The following is a 22,426-nucleotide window of genomic DNA, read 5'->3' on the forward strand; positions in this document are numbered from 1 at the left end:
GGGTCAGTTCCCCCCGTTGTCCTGCTGCTGTTGGCGGGCCCGCTCCTCCGGGGAGGGCCCGAACGTCTCGTCGACCTGCCGGTCGAAGGCTTCCTGGTCGACGCCGAGCAACTGGTTCATCAACTCGGTCCGACGGCCGCCGTTGCCCTCGGTCACCAGGGCCCGGCCGGTGTCCTTCCAGGTCTGCCCGGCCTCGTCCCCCGCCCGCTCGAACGACTCGGGGCTGTAGTCGGGGCTCAGGTAGTCCGGGGTGAACACATCACCCCAGCCCTGCTTGACGACGTCGTCCTCGGACGCGTTCGGATTGCCCACACCGGCGTTGACCACGACCTTCAGCGTGCCCTCGATGTACTTCTCCTCCTCCCACAGGACCCCGGCGGACAGGCCCAGCTCCGCCGCGATGGCGTTGGCGTCCTGGACCAGCGCCCGAACCCCCCACTCCCACCGCTCGCAGAAGTCCTCGAACGTCACCGACAACCCGTAATGCCCGGCCTCCATACCGGTCATCGACAGACCCGACACCCCCTTGCCCAGGACCGCCCCGGTGCCGGAACCGATCGCCTCCAGCTCGTCCACCGCCGCCCGCAGACCACTGGTGATCTTCTGGACGCTCCCCGGATCTATGTTCAGATCACCCGCACCACCACCGCTCACAGCCCGCCTCCTTCGCCGTGGCACGGTGCGGCCGCCGAAGCATCCGTGTCCTGCTCGTCGATGGCGACCGCATCCGGAACGATTCCCGCCACTGGCGGGAAGAACATGGACCCGTCCGGATCGGCGATGTTCACCGCGACCCCGGCCGGCACCCCCATCGCCGGAACGATCTCGTCCAGCAACCGGGCACCCCGCAACTCCGCGAACTCCCACGACCGCCCGGCGCCCCCGCCACCATCGAGGGCGTCCCGCGCCTGAGCGAACCGGGCCAACGCCGCCTCGTCCGTGAACCCGCACACCCAGCGCACCCCGCCGGACCCCGCGGTCCACAACCCGCCACCTTCCAACGGCACCAGCACCAGCGCCCGCCGCAACTCCCCCAGCAGCGCCCGCGGATCACCCACCCCGGCCCGCTGATCCGCTATCCGCTCCGCCAGCACCGTCCCCTCGGCCATGAAGCCCCCGTTCACCATCCGCCGATCGGTCCCGAACACCGTAGAACACCACGTCCGCCACGCAGCAGTGGTTCCGTCGGGCTGACTGCTTTCGGCCGGTAGGGGCGTGAAGGTTGAGCGGGGTACACCTGTGTCGGACAGCCTGGCCCACGCGGGCCATCGTGCTGGGTGACGGTTCCGGCGTTCTCAGGGCACACCAGACGCCGGTAGCGCAGCTCACGGGAGAAACACCGTGGGCCAGACAACAAAGAAGCCCCGGCCACTGGCCAGGGCCTTCATTATGGAGCGGGTGACGAGAATCGAACTCGCGCTCTGAGCTTGGGAATCAAGGGACTGTAAAACGTTCGGTGTAACTCCCGATCATGGAAGATGCATCGATGACCAGCAACAACGTGACCGAGGCCGAGACTGTCGAGCCGTCTGAGCCGGTGCCGCCGAAGTCTGTGGATGACCGGCTGATCGACGAGCTCGTGGGCCGGGCTCAGGCCGAGGGCCTGCAGCTGACCGGCGAGGGCGGGCTGCTCCAGCAGCTGACGAAGCGACTCCTGGAGTCCGCTCTCGAGGGTGAGATCACCGACCACCTCGGCTATGACAAGCACGATCCTGCCGGGAAGAACGGCGGCAACAGCCGCAACGGGACCCGAGCCAAGACCGTGCTGACCGACGTCGGCCCGGTGGAGATAACCGTGCCCCGCGACCGCGAGGGTTCCTTCGAGCCGAAGATCGTCAAGAAGCGCCAGAAGCGCCTTTCCGGCGTCGACGAGATGGTCATCTCGCTCGCCGTGAAGGGCCTGACGACCGGTGAGGTCCAGGCCCACCTGTCCGAGGTCTATGGCGCTGAGGTGTCCCGTCAGACGATCTCCACGATCACCGACAAGGTCCTCGAAGGCATGGCCGAATGGCAGAACCGGCCCCTGGACTCGGTCTATCCGGTGGTCTTCATCGACGCTATCCACGTGAAGATCCGCGACGGCGCCGTGGCGAACCGGCCCATCTACGTTGCCCTGGCCGTCACGGCCGAGGGCCGGCGGGACATTCTCGGGCTGTGGGCCTAGCGACGGCGGCGAGGGTGCCAAGCACTGGATGCACATCCTCACCGAGATCAAGAACCGCGGAGTGAACGACGTCCTCATGCCCGTCTGCGACGGGCTCAAGGGCCTGCCCGAGGCAGTCGAGGCCGTCTGGCCCCGCACCACCGTCCAGACCTGCGTGGTCCACCTGCTGCGGAACTCCTTCCGCTATGCAGCCCGCCAGGACCGGGACAAGATCGCCAAGGTACTCAAGCCCGTCTACACCGCGGCGACCGAGGAGGCCGCACTCGAGCGGTTCGCGGAGTTCGCCGACACGTGGGGCAAGAAGTATCCAGCGATCGTCCGGCTCTGGGAGAACGCCTGGGAGGAGTTCACTCCCTTCCTCCGCTTCGACACCGAGATCCGACGCATCGTCTGCACCACCAACGCGATCGAGTCCGTGAACGCGCGGATCCGACGGGCGGTGAAAGCCCGCGGCCACTTCCCGAACGAGCAGGCCGCCCTGAAGTGCGTCTACATGGCGATCATGTCGCTGGACCCGACCGGCAAGGGCCAGGCCCGCTGGACCATGCGCTGGAAGACAGCCTTGAACGCCTTCGACATCACCTTCGACGGCCGACTCTCCGCAGCACGCCAGTAACCCTCAACAACCCGAGTTACACCGCTCGTTTGACAGACCCGGAATCAACGGTTCTTACGTTGTTGGAGGGGCTCTGACCTGCGATTTCGGAACGGGCAGGTGGATGGCTCCCGGTCTCTGGGAGCCGTATCTGGCCGCTGTTGTCCGCTCTGCTGGGCACGGATGGGGCACGAGAGCTGGCAGTGCGACGCGTGCTCCGGGCGGGCCGACTGGTCAGAGGGGGACGATGCGGACTTGGTTGCCGCAGAGCTTGGTCATGTCATCGCTGTCGGAGGTCAGCAGGGCGACGGGTTTCGGCTGGCGGAGCGCGACCTCGGCGACTGTGGCGTCGATGGCGTACTTGTGCCCGTGCAGTCCGGCACCTTTGAGGAGTTCCGCTGCTGCTTTCGCCGCCGCTTCGGTGACGGGCTCCACCTTGACGCGGGACAGGGCCCAGTTCAGGCGAGGCATGTTGGTGCGGGAGTGGCTGACCTCCACGATGGTGTTGGCCCCGATGACCAGGTCGGCTCCCATGTCGTGGAAGACCTGCAGCATGGCGAGGAGCTTGCGGTCCTGCGCGACCCAGGCGGACAGTCCTTCCGAGTCCAGGACGACGGTCTCGATGCGCTCGCTCACGCGGCGTCCGCGTCTTTGGAAGAGCCGGCGGAGCCGAAGATCCTCGCGCGGGCCTCGGCGAGCTCCTCGTCGCTGAAGCCTCCATGCTCTTCCTCGTGGCGGCGGAGGTCGTCGCCCAGAAGCTGGTGCCTGATCTGGCGGGCCACGGCTTCCGCTACATAGCCGGAGACGTTGTCCGTGAGCTTGCGGAGCTCCGCCACCTGGTCGCTGGGGAGCGTGACGGTGATGCGAGTCGTGGAGGACATAGGCCGAGCATACTGGAGTATGCGGGATGTTGCTGTGCGGTGCTTCGGCTGCTCGCGGGGGTAAGCGTCGGTTTCCTGATGGGGAAGCGAAAGGGCGTTTAAGACGCTGTTGTCTTTCCGAGTCTGACGACTGTGTTTTCGCTGGTCAGGGGTAGGGGCGGCGTCGGTGTGGGAGTGATGGGGTGTCGTTTCGTCGCTCTCGTGGAGGCCGTGGATGCCGTCGGTTGTCGGACTGCTGGAACAGCACGAGCTTGCCGCTCGTCGTCGTGTGGACGGGCTGCGTGAGGAAGCGGACCGCATCCAGGCCGAGCTCGCGGTGGCCGAGCAGGAGTGGTCGGAGTGGACGATCGCCCGCGAGCGTGTCGGTGCGGTGCTGTCCGCGCCGGGCGGTGACTCAGCCGGCGTGGGCGCCATTGACGTGCCGGAGGGTGTTGTGACGGGAACCGAGGTGGAGGCGTCTGCACCTCTGGTGGTGAAGGCGAGGTCGCAGGTTCCGATGTGGCGCGAGGGGCTGGCCGGGACGGCACTGTCGGTGGACTACCAGCGCATCCTGGCCGCGATCGAGGATCGGGGCCGTCTCGGTCAAGGGCCGCTGACCTGTCAGGAGATGGCCACTGCGTTCGGCCTGGACGTGGTGCCTGCCAAGGTGGAGGGGCTGCGGTCGAAGGCGAAACGCCTGGTCGCGCGGGGCTGGCTGGCCGAGTCGGCACCGGGCCGGTTCACCCTCGCGCGGAGCGTGAGCGGGCCAGGCGGCGGGTCATGATCATGGTCATCGACCAGTAGATCATCGCCTCGGCGCTGCTAATGGATCGTTCGAAGTCACGCACCAGACGGCGGCTTCGCATCAGGTGGGCGAAGAGCCGCTCGACGATCCACCGCTTGGGCAGCACCACGAAGCCGCGCATGTCGTCGCTCCGCTTGACGATCGCCAGGACCAGCGCGAGCGCGGCCAGGCAGTGCTTGACGAGGCTGCCGGTGTAGCCGCCGTCGGCCCAGACGAGTTCCAGCCGGTGGTGAGCGTCGGTCACCCGCTCAAGCAGCACCTTCGCGGCGGCGCGGTCGCCGATGTCCGCCGCGGTGACCATCACGCCCAGCAGCAGGCCGAGGGTGTCGACCACCACGTGCCGTTTGCGGCCGTTGATCAGCTTGCCGCCGTCGAAGCCGCGGCTGTCGGCGCCGACGACGGCGTCCGCCTTGACGGACTGCGAGTCGATCACGCCGGCCGTCGGTTCCGCATCTCGCCCCGACTCCTCGCGGACCCGGCCGCGCAGCCGGTCGTGGAACTCTCTGACCAGCGCGTGGTCGCGCCAGCGGCGGAAGAACGCATAGACCCGGTCCCACGGCGGGAAGTCGGCCGGCATGGCCCGCCACTTGATCCCGTTGTCGACCAGATAGCGGATCGCGTCCAGCATCGCCCGGTGGCAGTACGCCTCCGGCTGCCCGCCCCGACCTCGCAGCCAGCCCGGCACCGGCAGCAGCGGCCGGACCACGGCCCACTCCGCGTCCGTCATGTCCGAGGGATACCGCCGAACACGCTCCGGATGGTCGGCCGCATTCCCGAACCGGTGAGCGACACAATCACACGACAGAGCAGCCGAGTTGAACTCCACCGGCGCGAGCACGTACAACTGCGGCAACAGGGTCTCCTGGATCTCGGTTGGCTTCGCAACCCCGAGCTACCAAGAGGCCCTGCCTTCATGCCCGCAGCCGGCCACGGTCACCCGATCGAGACTCCCGTTCGACGCCCACCCCGCACGATCGGAACGACAACAGCTACTAAAGCTCCCTCAAAGTCACCACTCCGGCCACCTGGGGCAAGAGGAGACGTGTATCGGTCCTGAGCCGACGCAGCGCGACGGCCCTTGGCGAGGGGGCAGGCGCCACCCCCTGGCAGCTTGAATTTTCAGCACTGACCTCGTGCTCACCCCACCACCGGTAACCTCGCGGCAGCGTTCAGTGTCGAGAAGGGGGTGGGTCGTGACTGAGCAAGCATTCGGGATCGACAAGATTCAGCTGGTCAAACTGCTGCGGCGAGTGGCCGAGGGCGAAGCACAGCTACCGGAGTTCCAGCGCGGCTGGGTGTGGCCGGATCACAACATCATCGGCCTGCTCGCCTCGATCTCTCGTGGATACCCGGTCGGCACCCTCATGTTGTTGCAGACCGGTGGTGACGTCCGTTTCAAGTGTCGCCCGGTTGAGGGCGCCACTCCGCCACCGGGCACCGAACCGGACACCTTGATTCTCGACGGCCAGCAGCGGATGACCTCGCTCTTCCAGTCGCTCATGCTCGGCAAGCCGGTCGAGACACAGAACCAGCGTAAGCAGCGGATCACCGGCTGGTTCTACGTCGACATGGTCAAGGCTCTCGAGCCTCAGGCGGACCGTGAAGACGCAGTCCGCCTTCTGCCGGCGGACCGGGTGGTCCGCAGCTTCCGTGGCGATCTCATCGAGGACTACTCGACCCCGGAGAAGGAATACGCGGCCCGGCTCTTCCCACTCTCCCAGCTCTTTTCCAACCGTGATTGGAGCTACGGTTACGAGGACTACTGGAAGGATCAGGGGCAGGACGGCCGCAAGTGGTGGCGGGACTTCGAGGAGGCGTTCGTCCGCCCCTTCGAGCTCTACCAGGTGCCGGTAATCGAACTGGGGAAGCAGACCGAGAGACAGGCTGTCTGCCAGGTCTTCGAAAAGGTCAACACCGGCGGCGTCACCCTCACAGTCTTCGAGCTACTCACCGCCACATATGCCGCCGAAGAGTTCGACCTGCGCGACCACTGGAACAATGTGGTCCGGGCCGCGTGGAAGGCGCCGGAGTACCGCGTCCTCAAAGAGGTTGCCAACACCGACTTCCTGCAGGCAGTCACCCTGATGGCAACGGCTGCCCGGCGCGCTGATGCCGCTACCGTCGGGATTGACGAAGAGCGTCTGCCGCGAATCGGCTGCAAGCGCAAGGACATTCTAGAACTGGGTCTGGACGAGTACCGCCGCTACGCACCACTGGTCGTCAAAGGCTTCAAGGACGCGGCCAAGTTTCTCCGCCAGCAGTACCTCTTCGACACCAAGTTCCTCCCCTACGGCACCCAGCTGATCCCTCTCGCCGCGATCCTCAGCACGCTCGGCGAACAGGCCGAACCGGCCGGTGCACAGCAGAAGCTGGCCCGTTGGTACTGGTGCGGTGTGTTCGGCGAGCTGTACGGCGGCTCGACGGAGACCAGGTTCAGCCACGACCTCCCCGAAACCGTGGGCTGGGTGCGCGGCACTTGGGCCGAACCTCGCACCATCCGCGACGCCCGGTTCAGTGAGAGCCGCCTGCTGACATTGCGCACCCGCAACAGCGCCGCCTACAAGGGGATCTACGCACTTCTGATGAAGGAAGGCGCCGTCGACTGGCGGACTGGTGAGAAGACCGAGATCACCGAGTACTTCGCGGAGGCCGTGGACATCCACCACATCTTTCCGCAGGCGTGGTGCGAGCGGGAGAACATCGCCCGGGGCACTTACAACTCAATCGTCAACAAGACCCCGCTGACCGGACGCACCAACCGCATCATCGGCGGGACAGCGCCCTCTGCCTACCTCCCCAGGCTCGCGAAGAGCGCCGAGGTGGACGCGGACACCGTGGCCAACCACATTCGTACCCATCTGGTTGATCCTGCGCTGCTCGCCAAGGATGACTTTGCGGGCTTTTTCGAAGCACGGCAGCATGCTCTGGTCGAGGCCATCGAGACGGCCACTGGCAAGGCGGTCGTCACTGAAGACGGATATCCCGCAACCGGTGTGGTGGACGAGGGCGACGAAGACTGAATATCCGCCGGGTGCCGTGGCGGCCTCTCTGCCCGAGCCGTATCGACTACTCGCTGATCGGGCTCCTTGCCGTCAGTCGCAGCCGACGTACGGGCGGGGCCGGCCACGGACAAGAGTGCACGAGACCTGAGTCCGGTAAGCGCGTGGTCGTGCTGCTGAAGTTCCTGCGGAATGACCTTCAGCGGCACATGAGCCGGTACGCCGAGAAGGAGCGGACGGCCTGCTGTTCGTCAAGAGAGTGGCAAGCCGTTCCGCCGGTCCACCTTCGGGCGGAAGTGGCGCGCGGCTCGCTCGAAGGTGGGCCTTCCCGACGGCTTCCGCTTCTACGACCTTCGTCACACCGGGCGCACCCTGACGACTCGGTCCGGGGCCACGCTGAAGGACGCGATGGTGCGCGCGGGGCAGTCGACCGAGGGGGCCGCGCTGATCTATCAGCATTCGGACCTGGAGCGGCAGCGTGAGGTGGCGGCCGGCCTCGACCAGCTCGTGCGGGCCCGGCGTGAAGCGGCGGATGACCGGGCATCTGGCACGGATATGGCACGAGATACCTGAACTGGTCCAGACGACAAAGAAGCCCCCGGCCGCTGGCCTGGGGCTTTTTCATGGAGCGGGTGACGAGAATCGAACTCGCGCTTTGAGCTTGGGAAGCAACGGTTCTTGGACCGCTGAAGGCGCCCCGACCTGCGCTTTCGCATTGCTCGAGATGTAGGGCTAGGGGCTCTGGGGACCGTACCTGACCGCTGTTGTCCGCTCCGCTGGGCACGGATGGGGCACACGGGTGGGCGGTGCGACGATTCAGGCCGAGAGCCGTTCCGAGTCCGGGACGACGGTTTCGACGCGCTCGCTGACACAGCGTCCCAGCCCTTGGGGGGTGCCGGCGGAGCCGAAAATCTTCGCGCGGGCTTCGGCGCAGCACCAGTACAGTCGATCGGACCATGTGACGGTGGCCGTGGGCAGCATTTTCCTTGCGGTGATTATGTCCCGCTCCTCGCGTTCGCTTGGCTTTTCGCCCGGGTCGCGGGTGGCAAGCCGTACGCACTCGCCGACTCATGAGTCCTCATCGTGTCTCGGCTTGGGAGGGTCTCCCTGTGGTGGTGAGTGCGCTTTTGGGATGCTTGTAGGGCCTGCGGCTGTGCTGTGGAATGATTCGGCCCGGCGGATCACGGAGCCGTGCGGTGAGTCTGGTTGGGCAAGGCAGGCGCAGTCCAAAAGTGATCTCTTTGGACGCTCGCGTATATTCAGTGAATGAGCGAACAGCCCTATGTGCACAACGAGTTGCGTGGTCGCGTTGATGGTCCTGTTGTGCAGGCGGGCACTGTACATGGAGACCTCAACGTGAACGTTGCGTCACCCGCCGGGGCGCACGATGCTGACCATGCTGCGTTCCTGGCACGCCTTCGGGGGCGCACGCAGGACCAGTGGGCGGCCGAGGATGCTCAGAGGCGCCGACGCGAGGCTCTAGTGTCCTGAGTCGTTAATTCGTGTGCAGTATGCGGCGAGTGTGTCGAGGATGTCGTCGGCGGTCTTCGTCCAGACGAACGGCTTGGGGTTCTTGTTCCACTCGTTGATCCAGCGGCGGATGTCGCGTTCGAGTTCGATGACGCTGCGGTGGGCCGAGCGGCGGAGTTTGCGGGAGGTCAGCTCGGCGAACCAGCGCTCGACGAGGTTGAGCCAGGACGCCGAGGTGGGGGTGAAGTGCAGGTGGAAGCGGGGGTGCCGCAGCAGCCACTTCTTGACCGGTTCGGTCTTGTGGGTGGCGTAGTTGTCCAGGACCAGGTGAAGTTCGAGGTCCTTGGGGACGGCGGCGTCGATGACCTTCAGGAAGCGGAGGAACTCCTGGTGGCGGTGGCGGCGGTAGTGCTGGGCTATGACTGATCCGGAGGCGATGTCGAGGGCGGCGAACAGGCTGGTCGTGCCGTGCCGGACGTAGTCGTGCGTCATCTTCGCCGGCGTAGTCGGTGCCATCGGCAGGACGGGCTGGGTTCGGTCCAGGGCCTGGATCTGCGACTTCTCGTCCACTGCCAGGACCAGCGCGTTCTCCGGCGGCGACAGGTAAATGCCCACCACGTCACGGACCTTGGTCACGAACTGCGGATCGGTCGACAGCTTCCACGTCTCCACGATGTGGGGCTTGAGGCCGAACGCCCGCCAGATCCGCGAGACGGCCGACTGCGACATGCCCTGGGCCTGGGCCATCGAACGTGTCGACCAGTGCGAATCGCCTGTTGGTGGGCTCTGGCCCAGCGTCCTGGCGACCAAGGCTTCGACCTGCTCATCCGTGATCTTCCGCGGTGCACCCGAACGCGGCCGGTCCACCAGACCCTCCAGCCGGTCCGCGGCGAACCGGGACCGCCACTTGCGCACCGTCTCCCGCGAGACACCCAGGTCGTCCGCGACCCGCGCGTTCGACCGGCCCTCTGCACACGCCAGCACAATCCTCGACCGCAGCACCAGTGCCTGCGACGCCGTCTGCTTGCGTAACCAGCCCCGCAGCACGCTGCGTTCGTGATCGGATAGCTCCAGCGACAACGGCTTCGGACCAGGCATCGCCACACTCTACAACCGCACGCGAACTAACGACTCAGGACACTAGCTGCTCAGCTCGCCCGTTCGCGGAGGAGGTTCCGGCTCCTGTGCTGGGTTGTCCTCTTCGTCGCGATTCCGTCAGGAGCTCTGTGGGCCAGGACCGAGGGCGGGGCCTGGGCAACCGTTGTTCCGGCCTGTCTCGCGGGAATCGGGTTGCTGTCCACCTACGAGCATTGACTCATCATCTGAGGTGGTTGCTGGGGGGGGCAGACTCTCGTGCACAGGGGTGCGGCGCGTTGGGCGCGGGAGGCGCAGTCGTGCGGGGAGGTGCCACGGTCACCAGGATCACTCGTGTACGGCGGGAGGGTACAACGTACGGTAGTTGTCGGTCTGCAATCGTTGAGTGCCACGGGTAGGGTAGCTGACTCGATTGCTAGCAAGGGGGTTGCATGGAAGCCGAGTTGATGGCACTCGCTGCCGCGGGTGCAACGGCATTCGTTCAGCAGATGGCGACTGACTCGTGGGCACAGGCCCGTGATCGGATCGCCTTGTTCTTCGCGCGCCGCGGGGGTGGCGAAGGAATCGTGATCGAAGGCGAGCTGGAGACCTCGCGCGGAGAGCTTACGGCCGCGTTGGAGGCCGGTGACGAGCAGACGGTTCTGGACGTCGAGGCGGGATGGCGCACACGGCTGCGACGTACCTTGATCGCCAACCCGACCGCTGCTTCTGAACTTCAGTCAGTACTCGATGAACTTTCACCAAGGCGAGACGATCCACAGTTTGCGGATGTGCACAACACGATCAGTGGGGGTGTGCAGCATGGTCCCGTGGTCCAGGTCGGGAGTGTGGGTTCGCTCAGCTTCGGGCCGCCTCCCGAAGGAGGCTGGGGCAGTACTCAGGTGTGATTTCGTATTGGGCCTTAACATCTGAGCGTGGACTCATCTCGCAGAGAGCAGCCGGCCGTTCAGCACAAGACGGTCCAAGCGGCGAACGGGCTTGATGGCTCGACAGTGCACGGGCCCGTGGTGCAGGCGCGAGACATCCAGCAGCTAAGGATCACAGCAAGCACCTCAGCGCTGCTCTCGGAGCGGTACCAGGCTTACGAGGGCTTCTGCACCGTGTGGGAAGCACTCCAAGGGCAGATCCTGCGGGTGGCGACCTCGCTCTGGATCGTGAGGAGTTTCCATGAGTACCGGGACATGGTGTATCGCTCGGAGTCCTTGTGTCGCGATCTTGAGCTGCGGCATCGCAGAATCTCGCTTCTGGACGGTGGAGATGCGCCGTCGCTCCCAGTGCTGGAAGCCGCCAAGCAGGCCGTCCAGGCGGTCGGACCCCACATGTACGCTTGGGGCCGAGGCAACGAGGAAGCGGTGTCCAATGCTGAGGCCAGCAACTTTGCGTCATTGATGAGCCTCAATGACGCGGAGGCTGCGTTCGAGAGCTTCATGCAACGTGCGAGCGGCAGGCTCGGCGGTTGGAGTGGCAACAGGTAGTTCGATGCGACCGCTTTGGGCGGAAGCTACCGGTCCGGCCACGGCCAGCGAACAGGTTGGCCGCGCTCGCCCGTGAGTCGAGGGGCCCTCTGTCACTACCAACCGCCTGCAACCCGCCGTGTTCACTGCCGTTGATGTCAGCCACTGGTCACTACCACGACCACTTCCTCTTCCGAAGCTCCTGTTTCTTCGCTTCGGCTACCTACCTCTTACGGTCCGCCTGTGCGCGAGCCGTCCACCCTCCTTGATGTCCCCAGCACTGACCACTTGCCCAGGTCAGCCAGCCGCCTACACCGGCCTCACACCTCGGCTGAGTCATGCTCTCTCCCTTCTCTTCCCAGGCCCGCACAGAACGGGACAGCATCCTGCTGACGGCTCAGGCCGGGAAGGCGCACACAAGCGCACAGCAAGGAACACGACTCGGGAGGGCTCGCACGAAGAAGCCTTCCTCGCAGCTCAGGAGAGTGATGACTGCCCTCAGCGCTCGCCTCGACCACAGTTAGGCTGCGATCTACTCCTTGCGGACCTGCTGCACATGCGATCGGGTTGGCCAGCCGGATGGCTGACATCGTCGACATCCCCATATCGAATGTCAGCGGACCATGCCACGATGGCAGACATGGGAGACAACGATACGGAGAGGGCAGTCAAGGTCCCGCTACTGTGGGTGGGCCTTGATGACTTGCCCCTGCTCAGCTCGAACCAGGTGCTCACTCAGATTGATCAAGATCATGTCTTTCTGAGCTTCGGCACAGCGACGCCTCCTGTCTTGATGGGGGATCAAGAACGGGTTCGCGATCAAGCCAAAAAGATTAGCTACGTTCCCGTACGGGGGATTACCCGCCTTGCGGTTTCCCGGAGGCATCTCGATGAACTAATCGAAGTCCTCCAAAAGACGGCCGCTAAGTTCGATGCTCAGGAGGGAGAGAAGTGACCTCGACGTACGCCGTGTCCCTCGAGTCGACTACGAGCGCCTCCAGCGAATCCCTGGAAGTGTCAGGTAGGCAATCTTCGCTGAACTCTCGAGCGCATCTGGTCGCTATCCTTCCCGAGGTAGTTGAGGTGGACTATGCGGAGGGGGCTGAAATCTTGGATCGAGCCGCACGCAGGAAGCTTGGAATTTCCGGAGAGGAATTTATTCGACGCTGGGATTCAGGGGAGTACTCTGGCGATACGGAAAACGTGAAGGCTCAAGAGGTAGCTGACCTCCTTCCGTTCGTTCGGCCTGCGCAGGAAAAATGCCCGGTAGGACACCTCGCGCCGCCGTTGAGGCGTTTATGGAGCCGTTGAGGGCTGCCTCTTCCTGCATCACGATGTCGCAGTGGGTGTGCAGCTCCTTCAAGGGCGATCCGGTTGGGGAGACTCACACTGTCCTGCTGAACAGGGGGGATCCAGTCGGCTTCAAGATACCGGACAACAAGATCTTCCTTGAAGCGTCCATCAAGTTCACCGTTGCGAGACAGGAGAAGAACGTTCTAGGTCAGCCTGTGGGAACGGCTGATCGGTATAAAGTTTCAACTCAGGGCTACATGTATAGCCTCTCGTCGAGCGAGGATGAGGAGCAAATTGCTTGGCATTGGAACCCGAGTGGCTCCAGTGATGTGGAGTACCCGCACTGTCATATCGGAAGTGCGGCCCTGAATCCTTCTGGCCTGATTAAGAAGAAGCATCACCTCAGGACCGGGCGGATGACATTCGAGAGTGTCGTATTCAATATGATTACCCAATGGGGCGTAACTCCACGAAATCTGAACTACGAGGAGATCCTCGACGAAAATCAGGCCGCATTCGATAAATGGAAATCTTGGGGTTGACAGGCGGGCGCCTTCATGACACTTCGCAGTCTTCTGAACTAAGTTGGTTAGATCCTGTGAGGCGCGGGCGAAGGCTGAGGTGAAACTGCGCGCTCCCCCGACTCTCATCCCATCTGCCGTGGCCCCACGCAGCGCGGTCGCTCGGCTAGCCTGGTTCGACGGCAGACGGCATGAGAGTTCCCTATCGCGGCATCCCACGGCCGGCACTAAGCGCCCACGGAGCCCCTGCCCATCCTGGGCTTATTGCGCCCCCGCCGGAGGCGCGTCGGTGACGGTGAGCAACCGCGGGCATCGGGAACTCGGACTTACGCCTCTGGGCCTATCCCACAGCAGGGGCGGGCGTCGGCGGAGCGGGCCGGAGGCAGCGGCGCCCCAGCGGAGCTGGGAATCCCGCCCGGCGGAGCGCAGCCGGGTGCTTGATGAAGTAGGGAAAGTTCTACCACGCTGGGAGCAGGTGCCCGGCGCAGCTTGTGCGCCGGACGTGGCCGCCGCGCCCGCGTCCAACCGGAGGTCGACGGCCACATCCGGAGGCTGTCAGGCCGCAGCAGCGGCCTCACGGCCCCTTCGCGTCCGGCGGTGGAGGATTTCGTCGAAGGTGGCGCGGGCGCCCGTGGGGTCGATGTAGTGCATGGCCAGGAGCGCTGCGATGACGGAGCCGGCCAGGTCGTTCTGGACTTCGGACCAGGTGTGGTCGTCGTCGCAGGTGGTGAGGTCCTTCAGGCCGTGGAGGGCGTGCATGGCCTCGCCGGCTTCCTCGGCGACCTTGCCGATCTGGAGGGCTTTGAGTTCCTCGTCGGGGAGGTGGGCGCCGGCCGCTCGGCAGACGGCGGAGAGCTTCTCGATGTTGTCCCACAGGGTGTCCACGTCGGACCTCCGATCGATGGGTTCGGCTATTCCTGTGCGGGGCGTCCGAGCTGGCGTACGGTCCATCCGGCCATGCGCCAGGCGTCGGCGTCGATGAGGTTGCGGAGGTCGACGAGGACCTGGTCCGCGACCAGTGGGGCAAGGGCCTCGGGGTCGGCCTCGCGGAAGTGGGGCCATTCGGTGGCCAGGACGATCAGCTCGGCTGCTGCGAGGGAGACTTCGAGGCTTTCGCAGTAGTCGAGTTCGGGGTGGCGGCGCAGTGCGGTGGGCACGGCGTGCGGGTCGTGGACGGTGACGGTCGCGCCGCGCTGGTGCATCAGTGCGGCGATCGCCAGGGCCGGGGATTCGCGGACGTCGTCGGTACCGGCCTTGAAGGAAGCGCCCCAGACGGTGATGCGTACGCCGTCGACGGGGCGGCCGAGCGTCTGCTCGATGAGCTTCAGCGCGGCGGTGGGTCGGGATTCGTTGACCTCCTCTGCCGCACGCAGCATGGTCGCTGCCTCGTTGGCACCCAGGGTGCGGGCGGAGGCGGTGAAGGCGCGGACGTCCTTTGGGAGGCAGCCGCCGCCGTAGCCGGGGCCGGCGTTCAGGCCGCCGCGGCCGATACGGGGATCCAGGCCGATGGCCTCGGTGAGCTGCTGGACGTCGGCTCCGGCTGCGGTGCACATGTCGGCGACGCCGTTGATGAAGGAGATCTTCATGCCGAGGTAGGCGTTGGCGGCGCCCTTGATGAGTTCGGCGGTGGCGGGGTCGGTCACGAACAGCGGGATGCCGCTCGCCAGGAGGGGTGCGTAGACCTGGCGTACCGCGTCCTCGGCGCGGGCCGAGGGGACGCCGACGACGATCCGGTCGGGGCGCAGGGTGTCGTCGATGGCGTGGCCCTCGCGCAGGAACTCGGGGTTCCAGACCACCTCCACGTCCTCACCGGCCGGAGAGAGCCGGGCCAGGAGAGCGCCGAGGTCACGGGAGGTGCCGACGGTGACCGTGGACTTCCCGACGATGACGGTCGGGCGGGTCAGGTGCGGGGCGAGGGCGCGGGCGGCACCGAAGACCTGCCCGGTGTCGTAGCTCCGCCCGTCCGCGTCGATCGGCGTGCCCACGGCCAGGAAGTGGATGTCGGCGAACTCGGCCGCCTCTGCGAGGCTCGTGGTGAACCGCAGCCGTCCAGTGGCGGTGTGGGTGCTGAGGAGTTCGGGCAGGCCGTCCTCGTAGATGGGGCACTCGCCGGCGTTGAGGCGGTCGATCTTCGCCTGGTCCAGGTCCACGCCGATGACCTCGTGGCCGATCTCGGCCATGGCAGCGGCGTGGGGAATGCCCAGGTGACCACAACCGATGACGGATACGCGCATGGGGTCGACGCTCCTTTCCTTGCCTCTCGCCCGCCCAGGGAAGTCCGGGCCGGCCGGGTGCGTCACGCTAGCGCCAACACCCGGCGCGGCCCTCTTCGTGCAGGTGGCTCAACCAGTCTGCTGCTTGAGCAGGTTGACGAGGGCGGGCAGTGCCTCGGCGGCGGTCGCCCGGCACACCAGGTCGCCATCCTGGGGCCCTTCCAGCGGGTACGGCATGAACTGGCCGTCGCGCCAGAAGCCCTCCGGGTCCAGGTAGACGACCTGCATGCCGCGAGCGCGGGCGCGTGCCTGGACCTTGCGTCGGTCGGCGTGCAGGCCGACGACGAGGAGGGCCTTGGCGCCGTCCACCCACTCGACGTCGGGTACGGCCTGGTCGTAGCGGCGCATGAAGCACTCGTCGAGCCCGGCGCGCGCCGCGAGCACGTCGAAGTTGTTGGTGATGACCGGGCCGACGAGGTGACCGGCGTCCTTCAGTTCCTTCAGCGCCCACATTGCCGGAGTCGGTTCGGCCAGGAAGCAGGCGCGGAACATCTCCACGAACTCCGCAGTCTTCTCCTCCGGCTCCGTAAGAACCTCGTGGAGGAGCGTGTCCGCTGTCGGGGAGAGGGTGAAGCGGTGTTCCCGAGGCTCGTGGCCCTGGCGGTCGGTCACCCGGTAGATCTCGTGGAGCCGGTGCAGGGGCGGGATACCCGCCTCGACCGACGTACCGCAGCCGATCTCCACCTGGAACGGCAGCAGGTCCGCGAGGACGGACAGGTCTGGTACGCGGGTCGGTGTACCGGGTCGGTCCTTGCACCTGATCCCGGTGGAGAGGACGTTCCACGGCAGCTGCCGGACAGCGGGCGGCGGTGCGTAGGACACCGAGGCGATCTGCACGTCCAGGCTCCGGTAGCCGACGGGGAGGGTACGGCCCGCCGCCACGTCCTGGGGGTGGGCGTCGTGCTCGGTGATCCGGCACTTCAGATCCCGGCGTGTCCATAAGAATCCGCCAGGAGCCTCCTTCCAGCCGCCGGTGGCGAGCGAGTCCCACAGGGCGTCGTGGTGCGCGTCGATCTCATCCGCTGGAGCGGTAGCGGAGTGGTAGAGGTACAGGTCGGTCAGGCCGATGGCCGGCGCGGCGGTGGTGGGGACCAGGCCGTACCGGTAGCGGTAGTGGATGATCCGCCGCCGGGCGTCGTCGGCGGCCGTCCAGCCGCTCTGTTCGGCCGTGGCCTTCTCCTGCGTACGACGCCAGATGCCTTCCTCGATGTAGCGGGGTCGGTCGGCGTCGCCGAAGTAGGTCTTCCAGACCTGCTGTTGGTCGGGGGTGAGCTGGTCGATGACGATGTACGGGATGTCCATGATCTCTCCCTGGAGAATCACGCCTGGATGTTCCGGGTGCATGGCAGGCTCCGTTGGCCGGGAAGGTGGGGTGAACGACCCGGACAGTGGAGCGGAGTCAGCGGTCGGAGGGCGGGCTCGCGTCCGTTGAGACGGCGGCGGGCTGGTGACCGAGGCCGTTGAGGAGCGGGGCGGCCTGCTCACGCAGTGCCCAGGCCGGGCCCACCAGGCCGGCGACCGCCAGAAGCGTGAGCGCGATGCCTCCGCCTTCGGGGCGTACAGAGCGCGGCGCGGCTTTTCGGGCGTGGCGTCGTCGATCCCCGGTCACGGGGTGCCGCCGATGGCGCGTTCGTGTACGTCGACGAGGCGGCTGATCTGCTGGTGCAGCCACTCCACCTCGGCAGAGGTGAGGATGAGCGCGCCATCGAGGGTCGAGCCGTCATCCAAGTGGAACTCGATGGGAACCGATCCCTGCCTGGCCCGCGCGTCGTAGACCGCGTCCCGTCCGGCCGAGAGCGTGGCGTGGGTGGCCCTCACCGGCACGGGACGGAGCGTCGTTCCGTCGGCGGGCGCGGACCAGGGGACCCCGCCACCAGGCGGACGCAGGTGGAACGTCGTCGCAGAGCCCTCACCAGGGAGAGCGACTACGACACCCACACGGCCATCGCGAGCGCTGTCCGTGGCGAGGTCGCCGAGCAGTGGACGGAAAGGTGCCGCCGTGCCTAACTCGGCTCCCTGCGAAGGAAGATGAGAAGAACGTCGTCGCGTCATGCCCCGAAGTTAGGAACAGGACGAGCCTCGAATATGAGCCGGAGGAATACGACCCCTATCCGTCCAGGTGAAAGCGGTCGGACATGTGCCGCAGCTTCTCCCTCGTGGCTGCTCGTTCCGCGTAGACGATGCTGCGAAGCGTTGAACGGGCGATGGGGTGGTTCCGCACGAGCTGCGGCGCGATCCGCTCAGCCGTCTCCAGCTCGGTGAGGGCCCTTGCCCGGTTTCCGTCCCACAGCCAGGCCCGCGCCACGTCCATGTGGTGGTGACCCTGACGTGAGTTGGGCAGTGCCCCGACCAGGCTCGGGCTGGTGCGGCGGTTTATCTCCAGAGCTTTGCCCTGCTTGCCCATTTCCAGAGCCACGCTGATCGCGTGGATCTGCACGTTCCCGGCGGAGAATGTCAGCGAATGCCGGTCGTACACCGGTGCGCCGACGTACGCGTCCATGCGTTCCGCCGCGTCCTTCGCGTGTCCGATCCGGTCCTCCGCTTCCGCTGGACGGTTGGCCCGAGCGGCGGAGATGGCCGCTCGAAGCTGCAGCGTGCCCCAAGCCCGTACGGCCAGCGGATCACCGTGCTCGTACGGCTGTTGCACCGAGGCGATCGCCTTGTCCGAGAGGGTCAGAGCGTCGGCCCAGTCAGCCGTCGCCCACATGTCCCAGACGCGCATCCAGTCGGCGACGGCAGGCAGCACCGGGTCTCCCGACAACCTGGCTGACCACGCGGCCCGTTCGCACGCCATGGCCACCAGCTCAGGGTGTCCGAGGGCGTGTGCGGCGGTGTGTGCGAACTTGCAGCACACGGCGTAAATGGCGTACGCCTCCTCCCGCTCGTGTCCGTCCGATTCCTCCGCCAGGGCGCGCGCTTCCCGGAACAGGTCCGGGAGAACTCGGAGGATCGCGACGTTGGAGGCGGTGTCCCGCAGGCGGTGCAGCCGGGTCACCTCACGCCATAGCTGTGAGGCCGGTCGGGGAACCCCGCCGAAGACGGGAACGAGGTCGTAGCGACGTAGCTCGCGCAGGATCGACGAGGCGGCGATCTGCCACTGGCTGTCGTCGGGGGAGCTGCTGTACGGGCGTCCGATCAGGTCGTTCGGATGAATGTGCAGCTCTGCGGCCACCTGGTTGAGCAGGCCGACCCGGTCCAGCTCGATCAGTCCACGCTCCATCTTCGACACCCAGCCCTGCGACTTCCCGAGGGCCGTCGCCAGGTCGGCCTGCGGCATGCCCAGCCGCAGCCTCGCCCTGCGAGCGCGCTTGCCGATCTCCTCGGCTTCCTCCAGCATCAGGACACCTCCCGGCCGCCGGACGATCCGGCGCGGCCGCCGGTCTGTCCGTACAGAGTTCGTCTCTTGCACGGTACCCATGACGCGGCTTCAGCGTGAGACGAGCTGCAAGGACCGTCGGGGCCGCGGCCCGTGTACCGCTGTCCCGTCTTGAACGGCGAGTCCGAGACCGGAGGCACTTCTGTCCGCCATCAGTGCCCGGACGGCCATCAGGCATTGATTCCGAAGCCGCCGGTGCCGAACGACAGCGGATCATGGGGGTGAGGAACTTTCCACGTCGCGCACCGCCGGAGGCAGCCAGTGATCACCGTGACCGTCCTCCACCCTGGAACCATGGGCGCGGCGATCACCGCCGAGCTCGTGGCCGGCGGCCATGAGGTGCTGTCGGTGAGCAAGGGCCGCAGTGAGAACACCTGGGTCCGAGGGAGAGAGGCTGGTGCCACGGCGTACGACTCGCTCGCGGAGGCGCTGTCCCGAAGCGCGGTCGTTCTCTCGGTCTGCCCACCACAGGCGGCGGAGGACGTTGCGGCGGCGGTGGCCGCGCACGGTTTCGAGGGGGTGTACGTCGATGTCAACGCCATCAGCCCTCAACGCGTACGGCGCATCGCTGACGAGACCCGCCCCGGCTCCGCAGTTGTCGACGGTGCCGTTTTCGGTCAGCCGCCGGGCGAGGGGCGTGCCACACGGCTCTATCTCGCAGGGGTCGACTCTGCCGTTGAGCTGGTGGCGTCGCTGTTCACGGACTCTGCGCTGCACGTGTGCCGCGTCGGGGACACAGTCGGTTCCGCTTCCGCGCTGAAGATGGCCTTCTCCAGCTACCAGAAGGCCGCCCGCACCCTCGCCGGAGTCGCTCACGCGCTCGCCGACGCCCATGGAGTCGGTGATCAGCTCACAGCCGAAGCCGAGGTCATGATCTCCGCGATCCTCTCCGACCCGGAGTATCTACCGAGAGTGGCAGCCCGAGCCTGGCGCTGGGCGCCCGAGATGGAAGAGGTCGCCGATACGCTCCGCGCGGCTGACCTGCCCACGGACATGGCCGAAGCCACGGCTCGGGTGCTCGCCTACTGGGAGCGGGACAAGGACCAGTTCGACTTGCCGGTCGTGCACACCCTCTCCCAGCTCCGGTCAGAGAAGAGCCGTTGATTTGTTCACGCTGAGGGGTAGCCCCTGGACGATCACCTCCGCCGAGGGCGAGACGCGGAAATGGTGGGTGGGGCCGTCGCCGCAGGTTCGGGCGAGGGCACGTGGCGTAGTCCGGTGCTGCGAGCCTGTGCCGCCAGAGCTCGTCGACTGGGAGCCGGCCTCTGCGAGAGCCGATGTACGCGCCACGTGAGGGTGCGTGCTGGGGAGCGTGCGTCGTCGAGGGCTCGTTCGTCTGCTGCCTGCTGCAGCAGGCGTTTGGGGTCGTGGCCCACTGCCTCTGCTTCGGCCAATGCGGTGGTGAGCGCCTGCGAGGCAGAGTCGGCGAGGATCTGATCGGCGTGCGCCGGGGCGGCCTGGAGGATGAGGCGGACGTATTGGTCCGCAAGATTCTGGGACGGTCGGCGTTGGCCGAGGACCAGGAGGGGCGTGGCTGCCGTGTGGTCGTAGGCGGCCTGGAGGTGGAGCAGGCTCTTGTGGGCTGCGGCCACCTGTTGCTCGTGCTCTCGTCGGTCGTGCCAGCGTGCGGCGGCGATGACGGCGAGGAGCGCAGCGTCGAGGAACATCGCCAAGGCGGCTCCGTCTTTCGGCGCCGGCTCGCGAAGCATCGCCTTGACCGCGCCGCGTAGAGCACGAGCGTGGTGGTGCTCGGCGCGGACGCGCGAACGGGTCGCCCGCTCGAAAGCTGAGGCTGCTGAGCGGAGTTCGGTACGAATGTCCGGCGGTGCGGTCAGAGCTACGGCGTCGAGCGCTTCGCCGAAGGCGGTCAGGTGGGCCTGGGCGGCTCCGGCGTCCGGCTGGTCGAGGTGGTGGGGGATGCGCTCGGTGGCTGCGGTGGCTTGATGCCATGGGTGCGGCCTGAGGCGCCCCTCGGCGGACGATGGAACCTCTGCTGCGGCGAGACGGCTCTGGATCTTCGGGAGGGAGAGATCCGGCGCCAGCGTGGAACCGGAGAACCACACCGGTTCTGCTTTCGCGTTCCGGTCGTTCTCCAGGGCCACCTTGTAGCCGCGTGGTTCTCCTGAGGGGAAGTGCAGGACCTCGACGAGGACTCCCTTGGTGTGGGTGAGCAGACCGAGGAACTCGTCGGTATCGGTGGCGGCAGCCGCCGCTGTGCGGACCACGGTGCGCAAGCGTTCGCGGGCAGCCTTGGCATGGCCGTTCCGCAGGGCCTTCTCCCGTTCGGCGCGCTGGGGCCGTTTGGCGGCAGTGCGGTCACCGCGGATGACCCGTTGCAGCCCGTATTCCTTCTCGATGGCTGCGAGTTCGCGGTCAGCGGTGAGGTAGTCGTTCCAGTGACGTGCTGAGCGGAGGTCACCTCGTACCTTTGTGGCGGCGATGTGGATGTGATCGGGGGCGTGGCGTACGGCGATCCAGCGGCAGCCGTCCGGGTCGTCCGCCGGTGCGATGCCGGTGGCCGCGACGACGCGACGGGCGATGTCCGCCCAGTCGCCGTCTTCGAGGATGCGGTCACCGGGTGCCGCGCGGAGAGAGCAGTGCCACACGTGCTGCTTCGGGGTGCGGCCCAGTCGATCAGCTTGCTTGACGCGCAGGTCGAGGTCGTCGATGAGCTGCTTCCTGGCCGCCGAGCTGTCGTCGGCGCGGCCTGGGTCGGGGGCGTAGCCGTCCCAGGAGGCGACGAGGTGGGGGTCGGTGTGTTCGTTGGCGCGGCCTGGTCCGTAGAGGTAGCGGATGAGGCCGGCCGTGCTCTTGCCGCTGCTGATCTTGGCGATCATCGGTGGCTCTTTGTGGCGACGGCTTGGTTGGTGGCCTCCGCAATGTGGCGGACGGCGGTGCCGACCGCGGCGAGGGTGCGTTCGGCCTGGGCCAGGGTGGCGGTGTCGCCGGAGTGAGGGAGGTCGCCGGAGTTGAGCTTCCTGGCGATCTGGTTGATGTTGTGGCCGATCTTGGCGACCTCGCCACGGATTGTGGTGAGTTCGTCGACGTAGTCGTCGAGCGGGGTGCGTTGACCGGGCAAGGCGAGGTCCCCGTCGAGGTGGGCCATGACGACGGCACCGACGTAGTGGACGGCGGCGATGTTCAGCGAGCGGGCCTTGGCGACGATGTCCGCCTTCTCTTCGGTGCTGTAGCGGACATCGACGCGCGCGGTGCGCTGGGTCTCGTTGCGGTCGCGGCGGCGGGCGACGCGGTGGAGCGCGGCGGCTTCGGAGGCACGCGGTTGCGGCACGGCAGTGCTGGAGGTGTCGATGGGCTGATCCTGCTCGGGCGCCCCCTGGTGCCCGAGACCCTCCGCCACCCCCGGGGCGGAGGAACCTGCGTTGGACCGGCCCTTGGACGGTCCAACGCCATACCTTGCTCCGCCTGGGGCTGGGGTGGAGGTCAGGTGCCGAGAGGCGTGGGGGAGGGGGTGTGTGGACTGTTCGTGCATGAGGGGCTCTCTGACCGTACGAAGGGGAAGC

20 protein-coding genes and 2 pseudogenes are annotated in these 22,426 nt (G+C 66.6%); 9 read left to right on the top strand and 13 right to left on the bottom strand.

From position 1 onward, the window contains the following. Positions 1 to 3: 3 nt before the first annotated feature. A complete protein-coding gene (locus tag RLT59_RS19905) occupies positions 4 to 654 on the bottom strand; it encodes a hypothetical protein (RefSeq protein WP_311304639.1) in 651 nt (216 codons plus the stop codon). Continuing rightward, positions 651 to 1,109 (bottom strand): hypothetical protein, encoded by a 459-nt coding sequence (locus RLT59_RS19910; protein WP_311307792.1) that lies wholly within the window; start codon positions 1,107 to 1,109, stop codon positions 651 to 653. Before RLT59_RS19910 ends, RLT59_RS19905 begins: the two co-directional genes overlap by 4 nt. Positions 1,110 to 1,486: 377 nt before the next feature. On the opposite strand from RLT59_RS19910, the pseudogene RLT59_RS19915 reads away from it, so the two are divergent. Continuing rightward, positions 1,487 to 2,780: pseudogene (locus RLT59_RS19915) on the top strand (IS256 family transposase). A 213-nt stretch (positions 2,781 to 2,993) separates the two neighbouring features. Here the strand turns inward: RLT59_RS19915 and RLT59_RS19920 are convergent. Then, complete coding sequence (locus RLT59_RS19920; protein ID WP_311304640.1) at positions 2,994 to 3,395, bottom strand: DNA-binding protein; 402 nt, start codon at positions 3,393 to 3,395, stop codon at positions 2,994 to 2,996. After that, positions 3,392 to 3,640 carry a type II toxin-antitoxin system CcdA family antitoxin gene (locus RLT59_RS19925; RefSeq protein WP_073787485.1) on the bottom strand — a complete coding sequence of 83 codons (249 nt, stop codon included), beginning with the start codon at positions 3,638 to 3,640 and terminating at the stop codon, positions 3,392 to 3,394. Before RLT59_RS19925 ends, RLT59_RS19920 begins: the two co-directional genes overlap by 4 nt. A 214-nt stretch (positions 3,641 to 3,854) precedes the next feature. Here RLT59_RS19925 and RLT59_RS19930 point away from each other — a divergent pair, with 214 nt between their 5' ends. Further along, on the top strand, positions 3,855 to 4,403 hold the full coding sequence (locus RLT59_RS19930; RefSeq protein WP_311304304.1) for a hypothetical protein: 549 nt from the start codon (positions 3,855 to 3,857) through the stop codon (positions 4,401 to 4,403). Here the strand turns inward: RLT59_RS19930 and RLT59_RS19935 are convergent. Continuing rightward, on the bottom strand, positions 4,360 to 5,151 hold the full coding sequence (locus tag RLT59_RS19935; RefSeq protein ID WP_311304303.1) for an IS5 family transposase: 792 nt from the start codon (positions 5,149 to 5,151) through the stop codon (positions 4,360 to 4,362). The two genes, RLT59_RS19930 and RLT59_RS19935, sit on opposite strands and share 44 nt — an antisense overlap. 466 nt (positions 5,152 to 5,617) lie before the next feature. Here RLT59_RS19935 and RLT59_RS19940 point away from each other — a divergent pair, with 466 nt between their 5' ends. Both RLT59_RS19940 and RLT59_RS19945 read left to right on the top strand, forming a co-directional pair. Beyond that, positions 5,618 to 7,444: a GmrSD restriction endonuclease domain-containing protein gene (locus tag RLT59_RS19940; protein ID WP_311304641.1), complete on the top strand. Its 1,827-nt coding sequence runs from the start codon at positions 5,618 to 5,620 to the stop codon at positions 7,442 to 7,444. Between the two features lie 119 nt (positions 7,445 to 7,563). Beyond that, positions 7,564 to 7,996: pseudogene (locus RLT59_RS19945) on the top strand (tyrosine-type recombinase/integrase); the annotation flags it as partial. Positions 7,997 to 8,902: 906 nt separating this feature from the next. Here RLT59_RS19945 and RLT59_RS19950 read toward each other — a convergent pair. Then, the gene (locus RLT59_RS19950; protein ID WP_311304418.1) at positions 8,903 to 9,991 is read right to left on the bottom strand and encodes an IS630 family transposase; all 1,089 of its coding nucleotides are present in this window, start codon (positions 9,989 to 9,991) and stop codon (positions 8,903 to 8,905) included. A 428-nt stretch (positions 9,992 to 10,419) separates the two neighbouring features. Between RLT59_RS19950 and RLT59_RS19955 the strand changes: the two genes are divergently transcribed. From RLT59_RS19955 to RLT59_RS19970, 4 genes are all read left to right on the top strand, one after another. Next, on the top strand, positions 10,420 to 10,875 hold the full coding sequence (locus RLT59_RS19955) for a hypothetical protein (RefSeq protein ID WP_037659046.1): 456 nt from the start codon (positions 10,420 to 10,422) through the stop codon (positions 10,873 to 10,875). 27 nt (positions 10,876 to 10,902) lie between these two features. Continuing rightward, entirely contained in the window at positions 10,903 to 11,463 is a 561-nt protein-coding gene (locus RLT59_RS19960) for a hypothetical protein (RefSeq protein WP_311304642.1), read from the top strand. A 619-nt stretch (positions 11,464 to 12,082) separates the two neighbouring features. Further along, entirely contained in the window at positions 12,083 to 12,397 is a 315-nt protein-coding gene (locus tag RLT59_RS19965; RefSeq protein ID WP_311304643.1) for a hypothetical protein, read from the top strand. A 304-nt stretch (positions 12,398 to 12,701) separates the two neighbouring features. Then, the gene (locus RLT59_RS19970; RefSeq protein ID WP_311304644.1) at positions 12,702 to 13,277 is read left to right on the top strand and encodes a hypothetical protein; all 576 of its coding nucleotides are present in this window, start codon (positions 12,702 to 12,704) and stop codon (positions 13,275 to 13,277) included. 534 nt (positions 13,278 to 13,811) lie between these two features. Here RLT59_RS19970 and RLT59_RS19975 read toward each other — a convergent pair. From RLT59_RS19975 to RLT59_RS19995, 5 genes are all read right to left on the bottom strand, one after another. Beyond that, entirely contained in the window at positions 13,812 to 14,141 is a 330-nt protein-coding gene (locus tag RLT59_RS19975) for a MazG-like family protein (RefSeq protein WP_311304645.1), read from the bottom strand. Between the two features lie 26 nt (positions 14,142 to 14,167). After that, a complete protein-coding gene (locus RLT59_RS19980) occupies positions 14,168 to 15,490 on the bottom strand; it encodes a UDP-glucose dehydrogenase family protein (protein ID WP_311304646.1) in 1,323 nt (440 codons plus the stop codon). A gap of 108 nt (positions 15,491 to 15,598) precedes the next feature. Then, on the bottom strand, positions 15,599 to 16,831 hold the full coding sequence (locus tag RLT59_RS19985; protein WP_311307793.1) for an SIR2 family protein: 1,233 nt from the start codon (positions 16,829 to 16,831) through the stop codon (positions 15,599 to 15,601). 303 nt (positions 16,832 to 17,134) lie between these two features. After that, positions 17,135 to 17,353: a hypothetical protein gene (locus tag RLT59_RS19990; RefSeq protein ID WP_030578825.1), complete on the bottom strand. Its 219-nt coding sequence runs from the start codon at positions 17,351 to 17,353 to the stop codon at positions 17,135 to 17,137. 283 nt (positions 17,354 to 17,636) lie between these two features. Next, complete coding sequence (locus RLT59_RS19995) at positions 17,637 to 18,866, bottom strand: helix-turn-helix domain-containing protein (RefSeq protein ID WP_311304647.1); 1,230 nt, start codon at positions 18,864 to 18,866, stop codon at positions 17,637 to 17,639. Positions 18,867 to 19,166: 300 nt separating this feature from the next. On the opposite strand from RLT59_RS19995, the gene RLT59_RS20000 reads away from it, so the two are divergent. Further along, positions 19,167 to 20,009 (top strand): NAD(P)-dependent oxidoreductase, encoded by an 843-nt coding sequence (locus RLT59_RS20000; protein WP_311304648.1) that lies wholly within the window; start codon positions 19,167 to 19,169, stop codon positions 20,007 to 20,009. A 32-nt stretch (positions 20,010 to 20,041) separates the two neighbouring features. On the opposite strand, the gene RLT59_RS20005 is transcribed toward RLT59_RS20000, so the two are convergent. Then, positions 20,042 to 21,742: a relaxase/mobilization nuclease domain-containing protein gene (locus tag RLT59_RS20005; protein WP_311304649.1), complete on the bottom strand. Its 1,701-nt coding sequence runs from the start codon at positions 21,740 to 21,742 to the stop codon at positions 20,042 to 20,044. Continuing rightward, on the bottom strand, positions 21,739 to 22,395 hold the full coding sequence (locus RLT59_RS20010) for a MobC family plasmid mobilization relaxosome protein (protein ID WP_399125749.1): 657 nt from the start codon (positions 22,393 to 22,395) through the stop codon (positions 21,739 to 21,741). The genes RLT59_RS20005 and RLT59_RS20010 overlap by 4 nt, the downstream gene beginning before the upstream one ends. Positions 22,396 to 22,426: the final 31 nt, after the last annotated feature.

The organism is Streptomyces sp. ITFR-6 (genome assembly GCF_031844725.1).
Taxonomy (GTDB): domain Bacteria; phylum Actinomycetota; class Actinomycetes; order Streptomycetales; family Streptomycetaceae; genus Streptomyces.

What these genes read in the sequence shown, in the direction of transcription:
- RLT59_RS19985 (WP_311307793.1), bottom strand. Translation starts at nt 16,831, where the DNA reads ATGGACATCCCGTACATCGTCATCGACCAGCTCACCCCCGACCAACAG.
- RLT59_RS19970 (WP_311304644.1), top strand. Translation starts at nt 12,702, where the DNA reads ATGCCCGGTAGGACACCTCGCGCCGCCGTTGAGGCGTTTATGGAGCCG.
- RLT59_RS19910 (WP_311307792.1), bottom strand. Translation starts at nt 1,109, where the DNA reads ATGGCCGAGGGGACGGTGCTGGCGGAGCGGATAGCGGATCAGCGGGCC.
- RLT59_RS19965 (WP_311304643.1), top strand. Translation starts at nt 12,083, where the DNA reads ATGGGAGACAACGATACGGAGAGGGCAGTCAAGGTCCCGCTACTGTGG.
- RLT59_RS19995 (WP_311304647.1), bottom strand. Translation starts at nt 18,866, where the DNA reads ATGCTGGAGGAAGCCGAGGAGATCGGCAAGCGCGCTCGCAGGGCGAGG.
- RLT59_RS20005 (WP_311304649.1), bottom strand. Translation starts at nt 21,742, where the DNA reads ATGATCGCCAAGATCAGCAGCGGCAAGAGCACGGCCGGCCTCATCCGC.
- RLT59_RS19950 (WP_311304418.1), bottom strand. Translation starts at nt 9,991, where the DNA reads ATGCCTGGTCCGAAGCCGTTGTCGCTGGAGCTATCCGATCACGAACGC.
- RLT59_RS19935 (WP_311304303.1), bottom strand. Translation starts at nt 5,151, where the DNA reads ATGACGGACGCGGAGTGGGCCGTGGTCCGGCCGCTGCTGCCGGTGCCG.
- RLT59_RS19955 (WP_037659046.1), top strand. Translation starts at nt 10,420, where the DNA reads ATGGAAGCCGAGTTGATGGCACTCGCTGCCGCGGGTGCAACGGCATTC.
- RLT59_RS20010 (WP_399125749.1), bottom strand. Translation starts at nt 22,395, where the DNA reads ATGCACGAACAGTCCACACACCCCCTCCCCCACGCCTCTCGGCACCTG.
- RLT59_RS19980 (WP_311304646.1), bottom strand. Translation starts at nt 15,490, where the DNA reads ATGCGCGTATCCGTCATCGGTTGTGGTCACCTGGGCATTCCCCACGCC.
- RLT59_RS19930 (WP_311304304.1), top strand. Translation starts at nt 3,855, where the DNA reads ATGCCGTCGGTTGTCGGACTGCTGGAACAGCACGAGCTTGCCGCTCGT.
- RLT59_RS19925 (WP_073787485.1), bottom strand. Translation starts at nt 3,640, where the DNA reads ATGTCCTCCACGACTCGCATCACCGTCACGCTCCCCAGCGACCAGGTG.